This window comes from Pseudomonas sp. CH235, from assembly GCF_004368175.1.
GTDB lineage: Bacteria > Pseudomonadota > Gammaproteobacteria > Pseudomonadales > Pseudomonadaceae > Aquipseudomonas > Aquipseudomonas paraglycinae.
In genome coordinates this window covers 198,128-212,768 of record NZ_RRZJ01000009.1, presented here as the reverse complement: position 1 = coordinate 212,768, position 14,641 = coordinate 198,128, and the positions used below count along the sequence as shown (strand labels likewise).

Sequence of the window (14,641 nt, the reverse complement as noted above, 5' to 3'; positions counted from 1 at the left end):
GGGATTTATCCGGGGGTGGGAGCGCAGCGACCGTGCGGCGCAGCCGCATGCATCGAGAGGAGGTGCAGCGAAGCAAACCGTAGGCGATGCCCCCGGATGAATCCCGGAACGAAGGAACACCGAGCCACAGCGAGGTGCCGAACGCCGGGGCCCAGCCTTTTGGTTACTTTTTGGCGTTTGAAAAAGTGACCCGCTGTAAGAGCGGAACCGCCAGCCGCAGCACCAGAAAAAACGGATATTCACCCCAAACAACCCAAAAAAAAGCCCGCCAATGATCACTCATCGGCGGGCTTTTTCATTCGCAGCTAACGCTTAAATCGCACCACGCTTACGCAACAGATCCAACACCTGCTTCACGCTTTCATCCAGCGACAACGACTGGGTATCAATCACCAGATCAGCATCCAGCGGCACATCATACGGGAACGACTCACCCGGAATGTTATCGCCACCCGCAGCATACAACCCTTGCGGATCACGCTCGGCGCACACAGTCGGCGAAGCCTGAACATAAACCGTCAGCAAACGCTCCTTGCCAATCAGATCCTTCGCCTGCTCACGACCTTCAGCACTCGGCGCCACAAACGCCGCAAGCGTCAGCAGACCCGCCTCGTTGAACTGACGCGCCACATGCGCGGCACGACGCCAGTTCTCGGTGCGACCCGCGCGATCCTGCGGCAGCCCCTTATTGAGGTCATGACGCAGATTCTGACCATCCAGCACAAACACCGCACGACCGAGGTCGAACAGCTTGCGCTCGACCGCATACGCCAAGGTGCTCTTGCCCGCACCGGACAGGCCGCTGAACAGCACGGTGGCCGGTTGCTGACCGAAACGCTGAGCGCGCTCTTCGGTCGCTACATGGGCCAGTTTGCCGTGGTGCGTAGCCGTGCCATGGGTCACCGGCTGAGCGACGATCATGCCGGCGCCGACGGTGCCGTTGGTCAAACGGTCGATCACGATGAACGCGCCGGTGGTGCGGTTGCTGTCGTAACCGTCGAGGGCGATCGGCGCGTCGAGCGCGATCTTCACCTTGCCGATTTCGTTGAGCTGCAACGCGCTCGCCGGGCCTTCTTCGAGGGTGTTGACGTCGACCTTGTTGACGATGCTGGCGATGGAGCCCGGCACGTAACTGGTGGCGCGCTTGATGTCGTATTTCTTGCCCGGCAGCATTGGCTCTTCAGCCATCCACACCAGCATCGCTTCGAAGCTGTCGGTCACTGGCGGAACGTTATCGGCGTGTACCAGCAGGTCGCCACGGGAGATGTCGATTTCGTCTTCCATGGTCAGCGTTACCGCCTGGCCAGGACCGGCGTGTTCCAGTTCACCTTCGAAGGTGACGATGGATTTCACGCGGCTGCTCTTGCCCGACGGCAGGACCACGACTTCGTCGCCCTTCTTGACGATGCCGCTGGCCAGGGTGCCGGCGAAACCGCGGAAGTTCAGGTTCGGACGGTTGACGTACTGCACCGGGAAACGCAGATCGGTGAAGTTGCGGTCGCCCGCCACTTCTACGGTCTCGAGGATTTCCATCAGCGACTGGCCGGTGTACCACGGCGAACGCTCGGACTTGTTCACCACGTTGTCGCCCTTGAGAGCGGACATCGGCACGAAGTGCATGCTCGTCGGCTTCATCTTCAAGCCTTCGGCGAACTTCAGGTAGTCGGCCTTGATCGACTCGAACACGCCCTGATCGAAGCCCTTGAGGTCCATCTTGTTGATGGCCACGACGATGTGCTTGATGCCCAGCAACGAGGCAATGAAGCTGTGGCGACGGGTCTGGGTCTGCACGCCGTAACGGGCGTCGACCAGGATGATCGCCAGGTCACAGGTGGACGCACCGGTGGCCATGTTGCGGGTGTACTGCTCATGGCCGGGGGTGTCGGCGATGATGAATTTGCGCTTGGCGGTGGAGAAATAGCGGTAGGCGACATCGATGGTGATGCCCTGCTCACGCTCGGCCTGCAGGCCGTCGACCAGCAATGCCAGGTCGATGTCGTCACCGGTGGTGCCGACTTTCTTCGAATCGCGGGTGATGGCTTCAAGGTGATCTTCGTAGATCATCTTCGAGTCGTGCAGCAGGCGCCCGATCAGGGTGCTCTTGCCGTCATCGACGTTACCGCAGGTCAAAAAGCGCAGCAGCTCTTTACGTTCGTGCTGGCCCAGGTAGGCGAGGATGTCCTCGCTGATCAAATCAGATGCGTGGCTCATTGCATTCAAGCTCCGAGCTGTAAGCTTCAAGCGGCAAGCTTGTCGGCGTACAGCTAGTCAGAAATTTTGTTAATCAACCCGCCCAGCATTCGAGAAAGCTCGCGAGTTTCCATAATCCAGTTTTCAGCCAGCGGATCTGCGATGTATGCAATGTCTCGAGCAATAAGGACCTGGGTTCGCAACTCCCCACAAGAGCCTTTCGCAACCCAAAGAAAATGAATTTTTTCTCTGGTACTACGACGCTCCATGCCTTCGGCGATATTGGAAGGCACTGAAAGTGCTGAGCGGGTGATTTGGTCCTTGAATCCAAAATCCCCACATCGTGCGAACTCTCTGTAGATCCCCACTGCCAGACACTTGCTTCGCTGCCAAACAACCAGCTTCTCGAAATCCATTACGAGCCATCCGATTCCGGCTCACAGCAACCGTCTGCAAGCACCAAACTGCAAAGTTACGCATACCGCCTTTAACTTGCAGCTTGCGGCTTGTAACTCGAAGCTTAAAAGTACCCCTGACGTTTCTTGTCTTCCATCGAGCCTGCGCCATCGTGGTCGATGACCCGGCCCTGGCGCTCGGAAGTTCGCGTCAGGAGCATTTCCTGAATGATGTCCGTCAGGCTTTCGGCCTCGGACTCCACCGCGCCCGTCAACGGGTAGCAGCCAAGGGTACGGAAACGCACTTTCTTTTTGACGATGCGCGCCTTGTCCTCGTCGGACAGGTGCTCGAGGATGCGCTCGTCGTCGATCATGATCAGCGTGCCGTTCTTCTCGATCACTTCGCGCTCTGCCGCAAAGTACAGCGGTACGATCGGGATGCCTTCGAGGTAGATGTACTGCCAGATGTCCAGTTCGGTCCAGTTCGACAGCGGGAACACACGAATGGATTCGCCCTTGTTGACCTTGCCGTTGTAGACGTTCCACAGCTCGGGACGCTGGTTCTTCGGGTCCCAGCGGTGTTTGCTGTCACGGAACGAGTAGACGCGCTCCTTGGCGCGGGACTTCTCTTCATCGCGACGGGCACCGCCGAAAGCGGCGTCGAAACCATGCTTGTCGAGCGCCTGCTTCAGGCCCTCGGTCTTCATGATGTCGGTGTGCTTGGCGCTGCCGTGGGTGAACGGGTTGATGTTCTGCGCCACGCCATCGGGGTTGATGTGAGTGATGAGGTCCAGGCCAAGCTCTTCGACCATCTTGTCGCGGAACTTGTACATTTCCTGGAATTTCCAGCGGGTGTCGACGTGCATCACCGGAAACGGCAGTTTGCCCGGGAAGAACGCCTTGCGTGCCAGATGCAGCATCACGGCGGAGTCTTTACCGATGGAGTACAGCATCACCGGGTTGTCGAACTCGGCGGCCACCTCGCGGATGATGTGGATGCTTTCCGCCTCCAGCTGTTTCAGATGCGTCAGTTTGTCGACCATGGCTACTCACGAAAGCTTTCTTATGAACGGCCAGCGGGCCGTGTTCGAGCGAGGAATCCTAGCACAGCGACCTCTTCTAATCAGGACGCCAACTAGATCGAAAGGGTATATGAATATGCCCGCCCGTTCGGGTGCTTTCAGGCAAAAGTCAGATCGGATTCGGGCAGTCGATGAAGATGTGCTCGAGGGCGAAACGCTTCGCCAGATAGTCGCCCAGCGCCTGCACGCCGTAGCGTTCGGTGGCGTGGTGGCCGGCGGCGATGAAGCTGATGTCGTTTTCCCGGGCGCTGTGGAATGTCTGCTCGGAGGCTTCACCGCTGATGAACAGATCGACGCCGGCGGCGATGGCGTTGTCGATGTAACCCTGGCCGCCGCCAGTGCACCAGCCGACCCGACGGATCATCGCGCTGCCTTCGACCAGCAGCGGCTCGCGGCCCATGACTTCCTGCACTTTGCGGGCGAAGTCACGCGGGGTCATCGGCTCGCTCAGCGAACCGACCAGACCGACGATCTTCAGGTTGTCCGGATCCAGTGGCCCCTCGACGGTGATGTCCAGCTGACGGGCCAATTGCACGTTGTTGCCGACGTCCGGGTGCAGATCCAGCGGCAGGTGATAACCGAGCAGACTGATGTCGTGCTTGAGCAGCGTCTTCAGTCGGCGCTGCTTCATGCCGGTGATGCACGGGTTCTCGCCCTTCCAGAAATAACCGTGATGCACCAGCACCAGATCGGCTTCGGCCTCGACGGCGGCATCGAGCAGCGCCTGACTGGCAGTGACGCCGCTGACGATGCGCATCACCTGCGGACGGCCCTCGACCTGCAGGCCGTTGGGGCAATAATCGGCAATTTTCGCACTGCCGAGGTAACGGTCGGCTTCTTCGACCAGGGTGCTCAGGGCGACGGCCATGAAAGACTCCTAAATATCCCGTTCAGAGGCACGCGCGGCCTCGTATAATGCGCGACATTATGGGCGGTCTGACCCCGCCTGCAACTTTTCCAGGACGTGCTTAATGCTCAAGGCGCTGCGTTTTTTCGGCTGGCCGCTGTTGGCCGGCGTGCTTATCGCTCTGTTGATTATTCAGCGTTACCCGCAGTGGGTCGGGCTTCCGAGCCTCGACGTCAACCTGCAACAGGCCCCGCAGACCACCAGCGTGCAGCAGGGGCCGGTGTCCTATGCCGACGCGGTGACCATCGCCGCGCCGTCGGTGGTGAACCTCTACACCACCAAAGTCATCAACAAGCCAAGCCATCCGCTGTTCGAAGACCCGCAGTTCCGCCGTTTCTTCGGTGACAATTCGCCGAAGCAGAAGCGCATGGAATCGAGCCTCGGCTCCGGCGTGATCATGAGCCCGGAAGGCTACATCCTGACCAACAACCACGTCACCAGCGGCGCCGACCAGATCGTCGTGGCGCTCAAGGACGGTCGCGAAACCCTGGCCCGAGTGATCGGCAGCGACCCGGAAACCGACCTCGCGGTCCTGAAGATCGACCTGAAAACCCTGCCATCGATCACCGTCGGCCGTTCCGACAACATCCGCATCGGCGACGTCGCACTGGCCATCGGCAACCCGTTCGGCGTCGGCCAGACCGTGACCATGGGCATCATCAGCGCCACCGGCCGCAACCAGTTGGGCCTGAACAACTACGAAGACTTCATCCAGACCGACGCGGCGATCAACCCGGGCAACTCCGGCGGTGCGCTGGTCGACGCCAACGGCAACCTCACCGGCATCAACACCGCGATCTTCTCCAAGTCCGGCGGCTCGCAAGGCATCGGCTTCGCGATCCCGGTGAAACTGGCGATGGAAGTGATGAAGTCGATCATCGAGCACGGTCAGGTCATTCGCGGCTGGCTGGGCATTGAAGTGCAACCGCTGACTCAGGAACTGGCCGAATCGTTTGGCCTGTCCGGACGTCCGGGAATCGTGGTGGCGGGGATTTTCCGCGACGGCCCGGCCCAGAAGGCCGGTCTGCAACTGGGTGACGTGATCCTGAGCATTGACGGCGAACCGGCCGGTGATGGCCGCAAATCGATGAACCAGGTGGCGCGGATCAAGCCGACCGACAAGGTCACGATTCAGGTGATGCGCAACGGCAAGGAGATCAAGCTCACGGCTGAAATCGGTCTGCGTCCGCCGCCGGCGCCGGTGAAGGAAAAAGAAGAGTAAGACTTTGTTCGCGTCACTGACGCGAATAACAGACATTCTCAACAGGCATGTTATATTGTTTCAATTAGCACATTGGAACAACATAACATGTCGTCTCGAAAAAAGGCCTCCCTCCTCGGCCTTACCCTTGGCCTGCTGGGCGATCCTGCGTTTGCCGATGAACCGCAAACGCTTGAACTCGACGCCATCAGCGTCATCTCCGATTACGAATCCCCTGCCGGCCCGGTCGAAGGCTATCGCGCTACCCGCTCGTCCAGCGCCACCAAAACCGACACCGCGATCCGCGATATTCCGCAGGCCATCAGCGTGGTGCCCGCCAGCGTGCTCAAGGATCTGGGCAGCACCAGCGTAGAACGCGCGCTGGATTTCGCCGGTGGCGTGTCGAAGCAAAACAACTTCGGTGGCCTGACGCTTTACGAATACAGCGTGCGCGGCTTCACCACCTCTGAGTTTTACCAGGACGGCTTCAGCGCCAACCGTGGTTATCCGAGCACACCGGACGCCGCCAACATCGAGCGCATCGAAGTGCTAAAAGGACCGGCCGCCAGCCTGTATGGCCGAGGTGATCCGGGTGGCACGGTAAACATCGTCACCAAAAAACCGCAGCCCGAGCCCTTCACCACCCTGCAAACCAGCGCTGGCAGTTGGGATCGCTATCGCACCGCGCTGGACGTCAACACGCCGCTGGATGATCAGGGTGATGTGCTGTCGCGGATCAACCTCGCAGTCGAGGACAACAACAGTTTTCGCGACCACGTCGACAGTAAACGTGTATTCGTTGCCCCCTCTTTCAGTTGGCAGTTGAACCCGGACACCAGCCTGCTGGTGGAGAGCGAATTCGTGCGTCATAGCTCGACCTTCGACCGCGGCATCGTTGCGCCAAACAATAAATGGAGCGGCGTCTCGCGCTCGACATTCCTGGGTGAGCCGAACGACGGCAACATCGACAACCACAACAACAGACTGCAAGCCACACTTGAGCACCACCTCAACGATGCCTGGAAACTGCGCCTGGCCAGCCATTACAAGGAAGGCAAACTCTGGGGTTTCGCCTCCGAAAACCGTCCCTTGAATGCCGATGGCCACACCGTCAACCGCCGCTATCGCGAACGCGATACCAACTGGCACGACAGCATCACCCAACTGGAACTGCGCGGTCTGTTCGACCTCGGCACCTGGCAGCACGAACTGCTGATCGGCAGCGAGTACGAGAACTTCCGCAAGAACGAGCGCGTCACCACCATCGCCGGCGGGCCTTACGCCATCGATATCTATAACCCGGTGTACGGCCAGCCCAAACCCAACGGCGCACGCTCTGGTACTGACTTCTTCGAACACGTCGAAAGCCATGCGCTGAACCTGCAGGATCAAATCGTCTTCAGCGAAAAACTGCGCGGGATGATCGGGGCGCGATTCGAGCACTTCGAGCAAACCATCGATGACCACAGCCGCAACACCACCAGCCGCCAGACCCACGACGCGCTCACCCAACGTGCCGGCCTGCTCTATCAACTGACACCGGACACCGGCCTGTTCGCCAACGCCTCGACCTCATTCAAACCGAACAACGGCCTCGATGCGGCTGGCAAATCCTTCGATCCGGAAGAAGGCGTGGGTTACGAAATCGGGATCAAGAACGAGCTGTTCGACGAACGTTTAAGCAGCACCCTCGCCTTCTTCCATATCGACAAGGAAAACGTCCTCGCCCTCGACCCGGGCACCGATACCAGCCGCGCCATGGGCAAGGCCCGCAGCCGGGGTTTCGATCTGCAGGTCACCGGGCAAGTCACCGACGCCGTCAGGGTGATCGGCGCTTTCGCCTGGATCGACGCCGAAGTGACCAAGGGGGATACCGCGATCCCCGCCGGTAGCCGCATCCTCGGGGTCGCCAAACGCAGCGGCAGCGTGCTGGGTGTCTACGAGTTTCAGGACGGTCGCTTGCGCGGCTCGGATATCGGCGCGGCGTTCACTTACGTCGGTGACCGCTCAGGTGAGTCCGGCAGCGATTTCGAGCTGCCGGCCTATCACACCGTCGACCTGCTGGCCCATTACAAGGCCAGCGACACCGTCACTCTCGGCCTGAACCTGAACAACCTGTTCGACGAAAAGTACTACGAGCGCTCGTACAGCAACTATTGGGTCAACCCCGGCGAGCCGCGCAATTTCACGGTCAGCCTGACATTCAACCTGTAAAAGGACGTCACCATGCATTACGGCAAACTCTTATTGATCATCGCTGCGCTGTTCGCTGGCCAAGCATCAGCGCATGGTCTGTGGACCGAACAACGACGCGGCAATATCGAAGTGATCTACGGCCACGGCGCAGAAGACAACGCTTTCAAAGCGCAGAAAATCAGCGGTGCATGGGCATATGACGTCAGCGGCAAGATGATCCCGGTCAACGTGCAACGCCTGACCGATCATGCGCGACTGCAACCGCTGAAACCGCCGGCGGTAATGGCCGTGGCCCTGAACAACGGCATGTGGTCGCAAACCGCCGACAAGAAATGGATCAATGAGGGACGCAGCAAGGTACCGGGCGCCATCGAGTCGACCGAGACCCTCAAGTACAGCCTGGCGATTTATCAGCCGGGAGCGAAGCTGCCCAAACTCAATCAGATCAAATTGCTGATTTTGCCGGAGGTCGATCCTCTGACCGTCGGCCCAGGGAAATCATTGCCGGTGCGGGTGTTGCTGGATGGCAAACCGGCAGCGGGCGTGAAGTTGATCGGTGACTACCGCAGCGCGCCGAATACCTTGAGCACTGAAACCGACAAGGACGGCCGCGCTCAGGTGCGGGTGCGTAACGAGGGATTGAATGTGATTGCGGCGCAGGTGGAGGTGCCGGTGAAGGACAATGCAGAGGTGAGCAGTCGGGGGTTATTCAGTTCGTTGACGTTCCTGGGCGAACCGCATCACGAATGAACCAACGCTGATCCCTGTGGGACGAAACCCACAGGGACCAGCGTCGTTTCAGAGTTCGCCCAGACCGTCGATCAACGCCTGATTCTGCTCCGGCGTGCCGATCGAGATCCGCAGGAACTGGGCAATCCGCTCCTGCTTGAAGTGGCGCACGATCACGCCCTGCTCACGCAGTTTGGCCGCCAGCCCCGCCGCATCGTGTTGCGGATGCCGGGCGAAGATGAAGTTCGCCGCTGACGGCAGCACTTCAAAGCCCTTGGCCTGCAACTGCGCAACCACCCACTCGCGACTCTCGATGACCAATGCGCAGGTCTTGTCGAAGTACTCGCGATCTTCGAACGCCGCCGCCGCGCCGACATTCGCCATGCGATCGATCGGGTAGGAGTTGAAGCTGTTCTTGATCCGCTCCAGCGCCTCGATCAGGTCCGGATGGCCGACCGCCAGACCGACCCGCAGGCCCGCGAGCGAACGGGACTTGGACAGGGTCTGGGTCACCAGCAGGTTCGGATAGCGATCGACCAGGCTGATCGCGGTTTCGCCGCCGAAGTCGATGTAGGCCTCGTCGACCACCACCACCGAATCCGGGCTGGCCTTGAGGATCTGCTCGACCGCTTCCAGCGCCAGCAGGCAACCGGTAGGCGCGTTCGGGTTGGGGAAGATGATCCCGCCGTTCGGCTTGGCGTAGTTCGCCGGGTTGATCTGGAACTGCGCATCCAGCGACACCGCGTCGAACTTGACGCCGTAAAGGCCGCAATAGACCGGATAGAAGCTGTAGCTGATGTCCGGGAACAGGATCGGCTGATCGTGTTGCAGCAGACCGTGGAAGATGTGCGCCAGCACTTCGTCCGAACCGTTGCCGAGGAACACTTGATTGCTTTGTACGCCGTAGTACTTGGCGACGGCGTTTTTCAGCAGATCGCTGTTCGGGTCCGGGTACAGACGCAGGTTGTCGTTGAGTTCGGTCTGCATCGCCGCCAGGGCTTTTGGCGACGGGCCGTACGGGTTTTCGTTGGTGTTGAGTTTGACCAGACGGGTCAGCTTCGGCTGCTCGCCCGGCACATACGGCACCAGATCCTTGACGAACGGGCTCCAGAATTTACTCATGTTCAGTTCCCCTTCACTTCGTCTTTGATGCGGTATTCGGCGCTGCGCGCGTGGGCGCTCAGCGATTCGCCACGGGCCAGGATCGATGCGGTCTTGCCGAGTTCCGAAGCACCGGCCTCGGAGCAGAAGATGATCGACGAACGCTTCTGGAAGTCATACACGCCCAGCGGCGAGGAGAAACGCGCGGTGCCGGAGGTCGGCAACACATGGTTCGGACCTGCGCAGTAGTCGCCCAGCGCTTCGGAGGTGTGGCGGCCCATGAAGATCGCGCCGGCGTGGCGGATCTGCGGCAGCCAGGCCTGCGGGTCTGCGACCGACAGTTCAAGGTGTTCCGGCGCGATGCGGTTGGCGACTTCGATGGCCTGGGCCATGTCGCGCACGTGAATCAGGGCACCACGGCCGTTGATCGAGGTTTCGATGATGGTCGCGCGATCCATGGTCGGCAGCAGTTTGTCGATGCTGGCGGCGACCTTGTCGAGGAATTCGGCGTCCGGGCTGACCAGAATCGCCTGGGCGTCTTCGTCGTGCTCGGCCTGGGAGAACAGGTCCATGGCGATCCAGTCCGGATCTGTCTGGCCGTCGCACACCACGAGGATTTCCGACGGGCCGGCGATCATGTCGATGCCGACCTGACCGAATACGTGACGCTTGGCCGTGGCGACGTAGATATTGCCCGGGCCGACGACCTTGTCCACCTGCGGCACGCTTTCGGTGCCATAGGCCAATGCGGCAACGGCTTGCGCGCCACCGATGGTGAACACCCGGTCGACGCCGGCGATGCACGCCGCCGCCAGCACCAGCTCGTTGACCTCACCGCGCGGGGTCGGCACCACCATGACCACTTCGGTCACGCCGGCGACCTTGGCCGGAATCGCGTTCATCAACACCGACGACGGGTACGAGGCCTTGCCGCCTGGTACGTACAGGCCAGCACGATCCAGTGGCGTGACTTTCTGGCCCAGCACCGTGCCGTCGGCCTCGGTGTAGCTCCAGGAGTCCTGCTTCTGTTTCTCGTGATAGCTGCGCACGCGGGCGGCGGCTTTTTCCAGCGCTTCGCGTTGCGGGACAGTGATGCGGGTCAGGGCCAGTTCCAGACGCTCGCGCGGCAGGATCAGGTCCGCCATCGAAGCGACTTCCAAGCCATCGAATTTCTGGGTGAACTCGACCAGCGCCGCGTCACCGCGCTCGCGCACAGCCTTGATGATGTCCAGCACCCGCTGATTGACCGAGTCGTCAGACACACTTTCCCAGCTCAGCAGATGATCCAGATGATGCGCGAAATCCGGGTCAGCAGCGTTGAGTCGGCGAATTGCAGTCGGTGCGGTCATAGCGAGAGCCTCATAGGAATGGCAAAAACTCAGGCGCCCTAACTTAGCAGTCGTTTCCGCTTGGGCACCTGAGATTCTGGCTATGAGGCGGATAGACGGGCGCGACTTAACGTCGCGCAGGTACATCAGCCGCGGTGTCGAGACTCCACTGCCTTGCGCAGGGTGTCGATCAACGCCTGGATTCGGGCGTGTTGCATTTTCATCGAAGCTTTATTGACCACCAGACGCGAGCTGATCGTGGCGATCAGTTCCTGGGGTTCCAGGCCGTTGGCACGCAGAGTGTTGCCGGTGTCGACCACGTCGATGATCTTGTCGGCCAGACCGATCAGCGGTGCAAGTTCCATCGAGCCGTACAGCTTGATGATGTCGACCTGACGGCCCTGCTCGGCGTAGTAACGCTTGGCGACGTTGACGAATTTGGTGGCGACGCGCAGGCGGCCCTTGGGCTCGACCGCGCCGACCTTGCCGGCGGTCATCAGCTTGCACTGGGCAATCTGCAGATCCAGCGGCTCGTACAGGCCTTGGCCGCTGTATTCCATCAGCACGTCTTTACCGGCAACGCCGAGGTCGGCCGCGCCATGCTCGACATAGGTCGGCACGTCGGTGGCACGCACGATCAACAGGCGAACATCTTCCTGGGTCGTGGGGATGATCAGCTTGCGGCTCTTGTCCGGATTCTCGGTCGGCACGATGCCCGCTTCGGCGAGAAGCGGCAGGGTGTCGTCAAGGATGCGGCCCTTGGACAGTGCGATGGTCAACATGGGAAACGTCAGTCCTTATCAAGGTACTCATGTCCGGTCGCAATCGGCGCCGGACATACATCGAGGGCGTTACCACCCCCGATCAAAACGAATTCAACGGACACTTCCCTGTGTCCAGATGCAGCGACTAGCCCGGAACGCGACGGATCTTGGCGCCCAGCATCTGCAGTTTTTCCTCGATGCACTCGTAACCACGGTCGATGTGGTAGATGCGGTCGATCAGGGTATCGCCTTCAGCCATCAGGGCCGAAATCACGAGGCTTGCCGAAGCCCGCAGGTCGGTAGCCATCACCGGCGCGCCCTTGAGGATTTCAGTACCGGTAACGATGGCCGTGTTGCCTTCGACCTGGATCTTGGCGCCCATGCGGTGCAGTTCGTACACGTGCATGAAACGGTTTTCGAAGATCGTCTCGATGACCGCACCAGTGCCTTCGGCAATCGCGTTGAGCGAGATGAACTGCGCCTGCATGTCGGTCGGGAACGCCGGGTACGGCGCGGTGCGCACGTTGACCGCTTTAGGGCGCTTGCCGTGCATGTTCAGCTCGATCCAGTCTTCGCCGCTGGTGATTTCGGCGCCGGCTTCACGCAGCTTTTCCAGAACGGCTTCGAGAATGGTCGGATCGGTGTCCTTGACCTTCACACGGCCACCGGTAACCGCAGCGGCCACCAGGTAGGTACCGGTTTCGATACGGTCAGGCATGACTTTGTAGAAGGTCGAACCCAGACGCTCGACGCCGTCGATGGTGATGGTGTCGGTGCCGGCACCGGATACCTTGGCGCCCATGGCGTTCAGGAAGTTCGCCAGGTCGACCACTTCAGGTTCGCGAGCGGCGTTCTGCAGTACGCTGCGGCCCTTGGCCAGAGCAGCAGCCATCATGATGTTTTCGGTACCGGTCACGCTGACGGTATCGAAGAAGAAGTGCGCGCCGCGCAGGCCGCCTTCAGGGGCCTTGGCCTTGATGTAGCCGCCTTCGACGTCGATGACCGCGCCCATGGCTTCCAGACCTCGGATGTGCAGGTCGACCGGACGCGAGCCGATGGCGCAGCCACCAGGCAGTGCGACTTCGGCTTCACCGAAACGTGCGACCATCGGGCCCAGCACCAGGATCGAGGCACGCATGGTTTTCACCAGTTCGTACGGAGCGATCAGGGTCTTGATGGTGCGCGGGTCGATTTCGACGCTGAGCTTTTCGTCGATCACAGGCTCGATGCCCATGCGACCGAACAGCTCGATCATGGTGGTGATGTCGTGCAGGTGCGGCAGGTTGCCAACGGTAACCGGGCCATCGCACAGCAGGGTGGCGGCCAGGATTGGCAGGGCGGAGTTCTTCGCCCCGGAGATGCGGATCTCGCCATCAAGACGAGCGCCACCGGTAATAATCAATTTATCCATAAGAATCTCGACGCCCTAGGGCTCAGGTGCGCTCGGCCCAGGCCGCGCTGCTGAAAAATTTCATAGTGACCGCGTGGATGCTGCCATCGGCGATCCAAGGGTTCAAATGGGCATAGATGCTTTGCTGACGCTTGACCGGGCTCAACGCCGCCAGTTCATCACTAATCACGTTCAGCTGGAAGTTGCAGCCTTCGCCTTCAACTTCCACCAGCGTTCCTGGCAGCTTTCCTTCAAGGAAGCTCTTCACTTCTACGGCCTGCATGCTCAACCTCAATCGGCGCCCTGTGCGCACGGGTCGGACATCATACAAAAAAGCCCCGCGCCTGCGAACCCCGCTGCGCAGGACTCTGACGGGGGGCTTCTCTATAGATGCGGGTTCAGGGTTGCGCCAACAGCTCGGTCAGTTCGCTGACCTGAGCAATTTCACGCATGTCTTCGGGCATCCCGCGGATGCTGACCGCCTTGCCGGCGGCCTTGGCATCGCGAATGAAGCACAGCAGCAGCGACAGACCGACGCTGCTGGACTTCTCCACCGCCGAACAATCGATCACCAATGCCGGGGCATTGCACGACTTGATCAGCGCCCTGCCCTGCTCGCGCAGGTCAGGGGCGGTGCGATAATCCAGCACGCCGCTGAGTTGCAGCTCACTGGCTTCGTCCAGACGAATGGCCGACTCGGTCATTGCGCAGGCTTCTCATTCTGCTCGGCCGACTGCTTGGCCTTGGCGACTTCACCGGCCCAGCCGTTGATGGTCTTGTCCAGGTCGTTGCCATTGCGCTGCATGGCGTCGGCGAACTGGTCACGGAACAGCTTGCCGATGTTGATGCCGTTGATGATCACGTTACGCAGTTTCCACTCGCCGTTGATCTTCTCCAGGGTGTACGACACCGGATAGATCGCGCCGTTGTTGCCCTTGACGGTCATGCCGACGCTGGTGCGGTCGCCCGACTCATCCTTTGGCGCATCGACGGTGATGCCCTGGTTGTTGTACTCGAGCAAGGCGTTGCCGTAGAACTGGAACAGGCCGCGCTTGAAGTTTTCCTCAAAGGTCTTCATCTGCGCCGGGGTTGCCTTGCGCGAATACTTGACCGTCATGATGCTCTTGGAAATGCCCTCGGCATCCACGACCGGCCCGACGATGGTGTTCAACGCGGTGTAGAAGTCCTGCGGATCCTGCTTGTACTTCTCTTTATTGGCCGACAGATCGGCGAGCATCCGGTTCGTGGTGTCCTGAACCAGATCGTGCGCCGATTGTGCCGCCACGGCGTTAGCCACCAGCGGCAGTGCCGCAAGCAACACCAACAGGCCACGTCGCAAGGTAGAGATCATTCAAAAG

General features: G+C 60.4%; 14 protein-coding genes. 3 read left to right on the top strand and 11 right to left on the bottom strand.

The genetic code is table 11. The features are described 5' to 3' along the window. Positions 1–312 precede the first annotated feature (312 nt). The 4 genes from cysN to EIY71_RS12770 all read right to left on the bottom strand — a co-directional run bounded on the left by cysN (position 313) and on the right by EIY71_RS12770 (position 4,535). Positions 313–2,211 (bottom strand): sulfate adenylyltransferase subunit CysN, encoded by a 1,899-nt coding sequence (gene cysN / locus EIY71_RS12785; protein ID WP_085666894.1) that lies wholly within the window; start codon positions 2,209–2,211, stop codon positions 313–315. 53 nt (positions 2,212–2,264) lie between these two features. After that, positions 2,265–2,606, bottom strand: coding sequence for a four helix bundle protein (locus EIY71_RS12780; RefSeq protein ID WP_039769318.1), 342 nt, complete (start codon positions 2,604–2,606; stop codon positions 2,265–2,267). Positions 2,607–2,710: 104 nt separating this feature from the next. Further along, positions 2,711–3,628, bottom strand: a complete 918-nt coding sequence (gene cysD, locus EIY71_RS12775) for a sulfate adenylyltransferase subunit CysD (RefSeq protein WP_007912374.1) — start codon at positions 3,626–3,628, stop codon at positions 2,711–2,713. A gap of 148 nt (positions 3,629–3,776) precedes the next feature. After that, positions 3,777–4,535, bottom strand: coding sequence for a Nif3-like dinuclear metal center hexameric protein (locus tag EIY71_RS12770; RefSeq protein WP_085746939.1), 759 nt, complete (start codon positions 4,533–4,535; stop codon positions 3,777–3,779). Positions 4,536–4,638: 103 nt separating this feature from the next. Between EIY71_RS12770 and algW the strand changes: the two genes are divergently transcribed. From algW to EIY71_RS12755, 3 genes are all read left to right on the top strand, one after another. Continuing rightward, positions 4,639–5,796, top strand: a complete 1,158-nt coding sequence (gene algW, locus EIY71_RS12765) for a Do family serine endopeptidase AlgW (RefSeq protein ID WP_085746938.1) — start codon at positions 4,639–4,641, stop codon at positions 5,794–5,796. Between the two features lie 87 nt (positions 5,797–5,883). Further along, positions 5,884–7,989, top strand: coding sequence for a TonB-dependent siderophore receptor (locus tag EIY71_RS12760; RefSeq protein ID WP_134021878.1), 2,106 nt, complete (start codon positions 5,884–5,886; stop codon positions 7,987–7,989). Positions 7,990–8,001: 12 nt separating this feature from the next. Continuing rightward, positions 8,002–8,721, top strand: coding sequence for a DUF4198 domain-containing protein (locus EIY71_RS12755; RefSeq protein ID WP_134021876.1), 720 nt, complete (start codon positions 8,002–8,004; stop codon positions 8,719–8,721). 48 nt (positions 8,722–8,769) lie between these two features. On the opposite strand, the gene hisC is transcribed toward EIY71_RS12755, so the two are convergent. From hisC to EIY71_RS12720, 7 genes are all read right to left on the bottom strand, one after another. Next, a complete protein-coding gene (gene hisC / locus EIY71_RS12750; RefSeq protein ID WP_134021874.1) occupies positions 8,770–9,822 on the bottom strand; it encodes a histidinol-phosphate transaminase in 1,053 nt (350 codons plus the stop codon). Between the two features lie 2 nt (positions 9,823–9,824). Beyond that, positions 9,825–11,150 (bottom strand): histidinol dehydrogenase, encoded by a 1,326-nt coding sequence (gene hisD / locus EIY71_RS12745; RefSeq protein WP_007953552.1) that lies wholly within the window; start codon positions 11,148–11,150, stop codon positions 9,825–9,827. Between the two features lie 125 nt (positions 11,151–11,275). Beyond that, positions 11,276–11,911, bottom strand: coding sequence for an ATP phosphoribosyltransferase (hisG, locus tag EIY71_RS12740; RefSeq protein WP_085746934.1), 636 nt, complete (start codon positions 11,909–11,911; stop codon positions 11,276–11,278). A gap of 127 nt (positions 11,912–12,038) precedes the next feature. Further along, positions 12,039–13,304, bottom strand: coding sequence for a UDP-N-acetylglucosamine 1-carboxyvinyltransferase (murA, locus tag EIY71_RS12735; RefSeq protein WP_085746933.1), 1,266 nt, complete (start codon positions 13,302–13,304; stop codon positions 12,039–12,041). Between the two features lie 22 nt (positions 13,305–13,326). Beyond that, positions 13,327–13,566, bottom strand: a complete 240-nt coding sequence (locus EIY71_RS12730; protein WP_039769303.1) for a BolA family protein — start codon at positions 13,564–13,566, stop codon at positions 13,327–13,329. Positions 13,567–13,681: 115 nt separating this feature from the next. Next, positions 13,682–13,987 (bottom strand): lipid asymmetry maintenance protein MlaB, encoded by a 306-nt coding sequence (locus EIY71_RS12725; protein ID WP_085698468.1) that lies wholly within the window; start codon positions 13,985–13,987, stop codon positions 13,682–13,684. Continuing rightward, entirely contained in the window at positions 13,984–14,634 is a 651-nt protein-coding gene (locus EIY71_RS12720) for a phospholipid-binding protein MlaC (RefSeq protein WP_085608079.1), read from the bottom strand. The genes EIY71_RS12725 and EIY71_RS12720 overlap by 4 nt, the downstream gene beginning before the upstream one ends. Positions 14,635–14,641 lie beyond the last annotated feature (7 nt).

Bases quoted from the DNA above. Each gene is read 5' to 3' on its own strand.
- cysN (WP_085666894.1), bottom strand. From the start codon at position 2,211: ATGAGCCACGCATCTGATTTGATCAGCGAGGACATCCTCGCCTACCTG.
- EIY71_RS12780 (WP_039769318.1), bottom strand. From the start codon at position 2,606: ATGGATTTCGAGAAGCTGGTTGTTTGGCAGCGAAGCAAGTGTCTGGCA.
- cysD (WP_007912374.1), bottom strand. From the start codon at position 3,628: ATGGTCGACAAACTGACGCATCTGAAACAGCTGGAGGCGGAAAGCATC.
- EIY71_RS12770 (WP_085746939.1), bottom strand. From the start codon at position 4,535: ATGGCCGTCGCCCTGAGCACCCTGGTCGAAGAAGCCGACCGTTACCTC.
- algW (WP_085746938.1), top strand. From the start codon at position 4,639: ATGCTCAAGGCGCTGCGTTTTTTCGGCTGGCCGCTGTTGGCCGGCGTG.
- EIY71_RS12760 (WP_134021878.1), top strand. From the start codon at position 5,884: ATGTCGTCTCGAAAAAAGGCCTCCCTCCTCGGCCTTACCCTTGGCCTG.
- EIY71_RS12755 (WP_134021876.1), top strand. From the start codon at position 8,002: ATGCATTACGGCAAACTCTTATTGATCATCGCTGCGCTGTTCGCTGGC.
- hisC (WP_134021874.1), bottom strand. From the start codon at position 9,822: ATGAGTAAATTCTGGAGCCCGTTCGTCAAGGATCTGGTGCCGTATGTG.
- hisD (WP_007953552.1), bottom strand. From the start codon at position 11,150: ATGACCGCACCGACTGCAATTCGCCGACTCAACGCTGCTGACCCGGAT.
- hisG (WP_085746934.1), bottom strand. From the start codon at position 11,911: ATGTTGACCATCGCACTGTCCAAGGGCCGCATCCTTGACGACACCCTG.
- murA (WP_085746933.1), bottom strand. From the start codon at position 13,304: ATGGATAAATTGATTATTACCGGTGGCGCTCGTCTTGATGGCGAGATC.
- EIY71_RS12730 (WP_039769303.1), bottom strand. From the start codon at position 13,566: ATGCAGGCCGTAGAAGTGAAGAGCTTCCTTGAAGGAAAGCTGCCAGGA.
- EIY71_RS12725 (WP_085698468.1), bottom strand. From the start codon at position 13,987: ATGACCGAGTCGGCCATTCGTCTGGACGAAGCCAGTGAGCTGCAACTC.
- EIY71_RS12720 (WP_085608079.1), bottom strand. From the start codon at position 14,634: ATGATCTCTACCTTGCGACGTGGCCTGTTGGTGTTGCTTGCGGCACTG.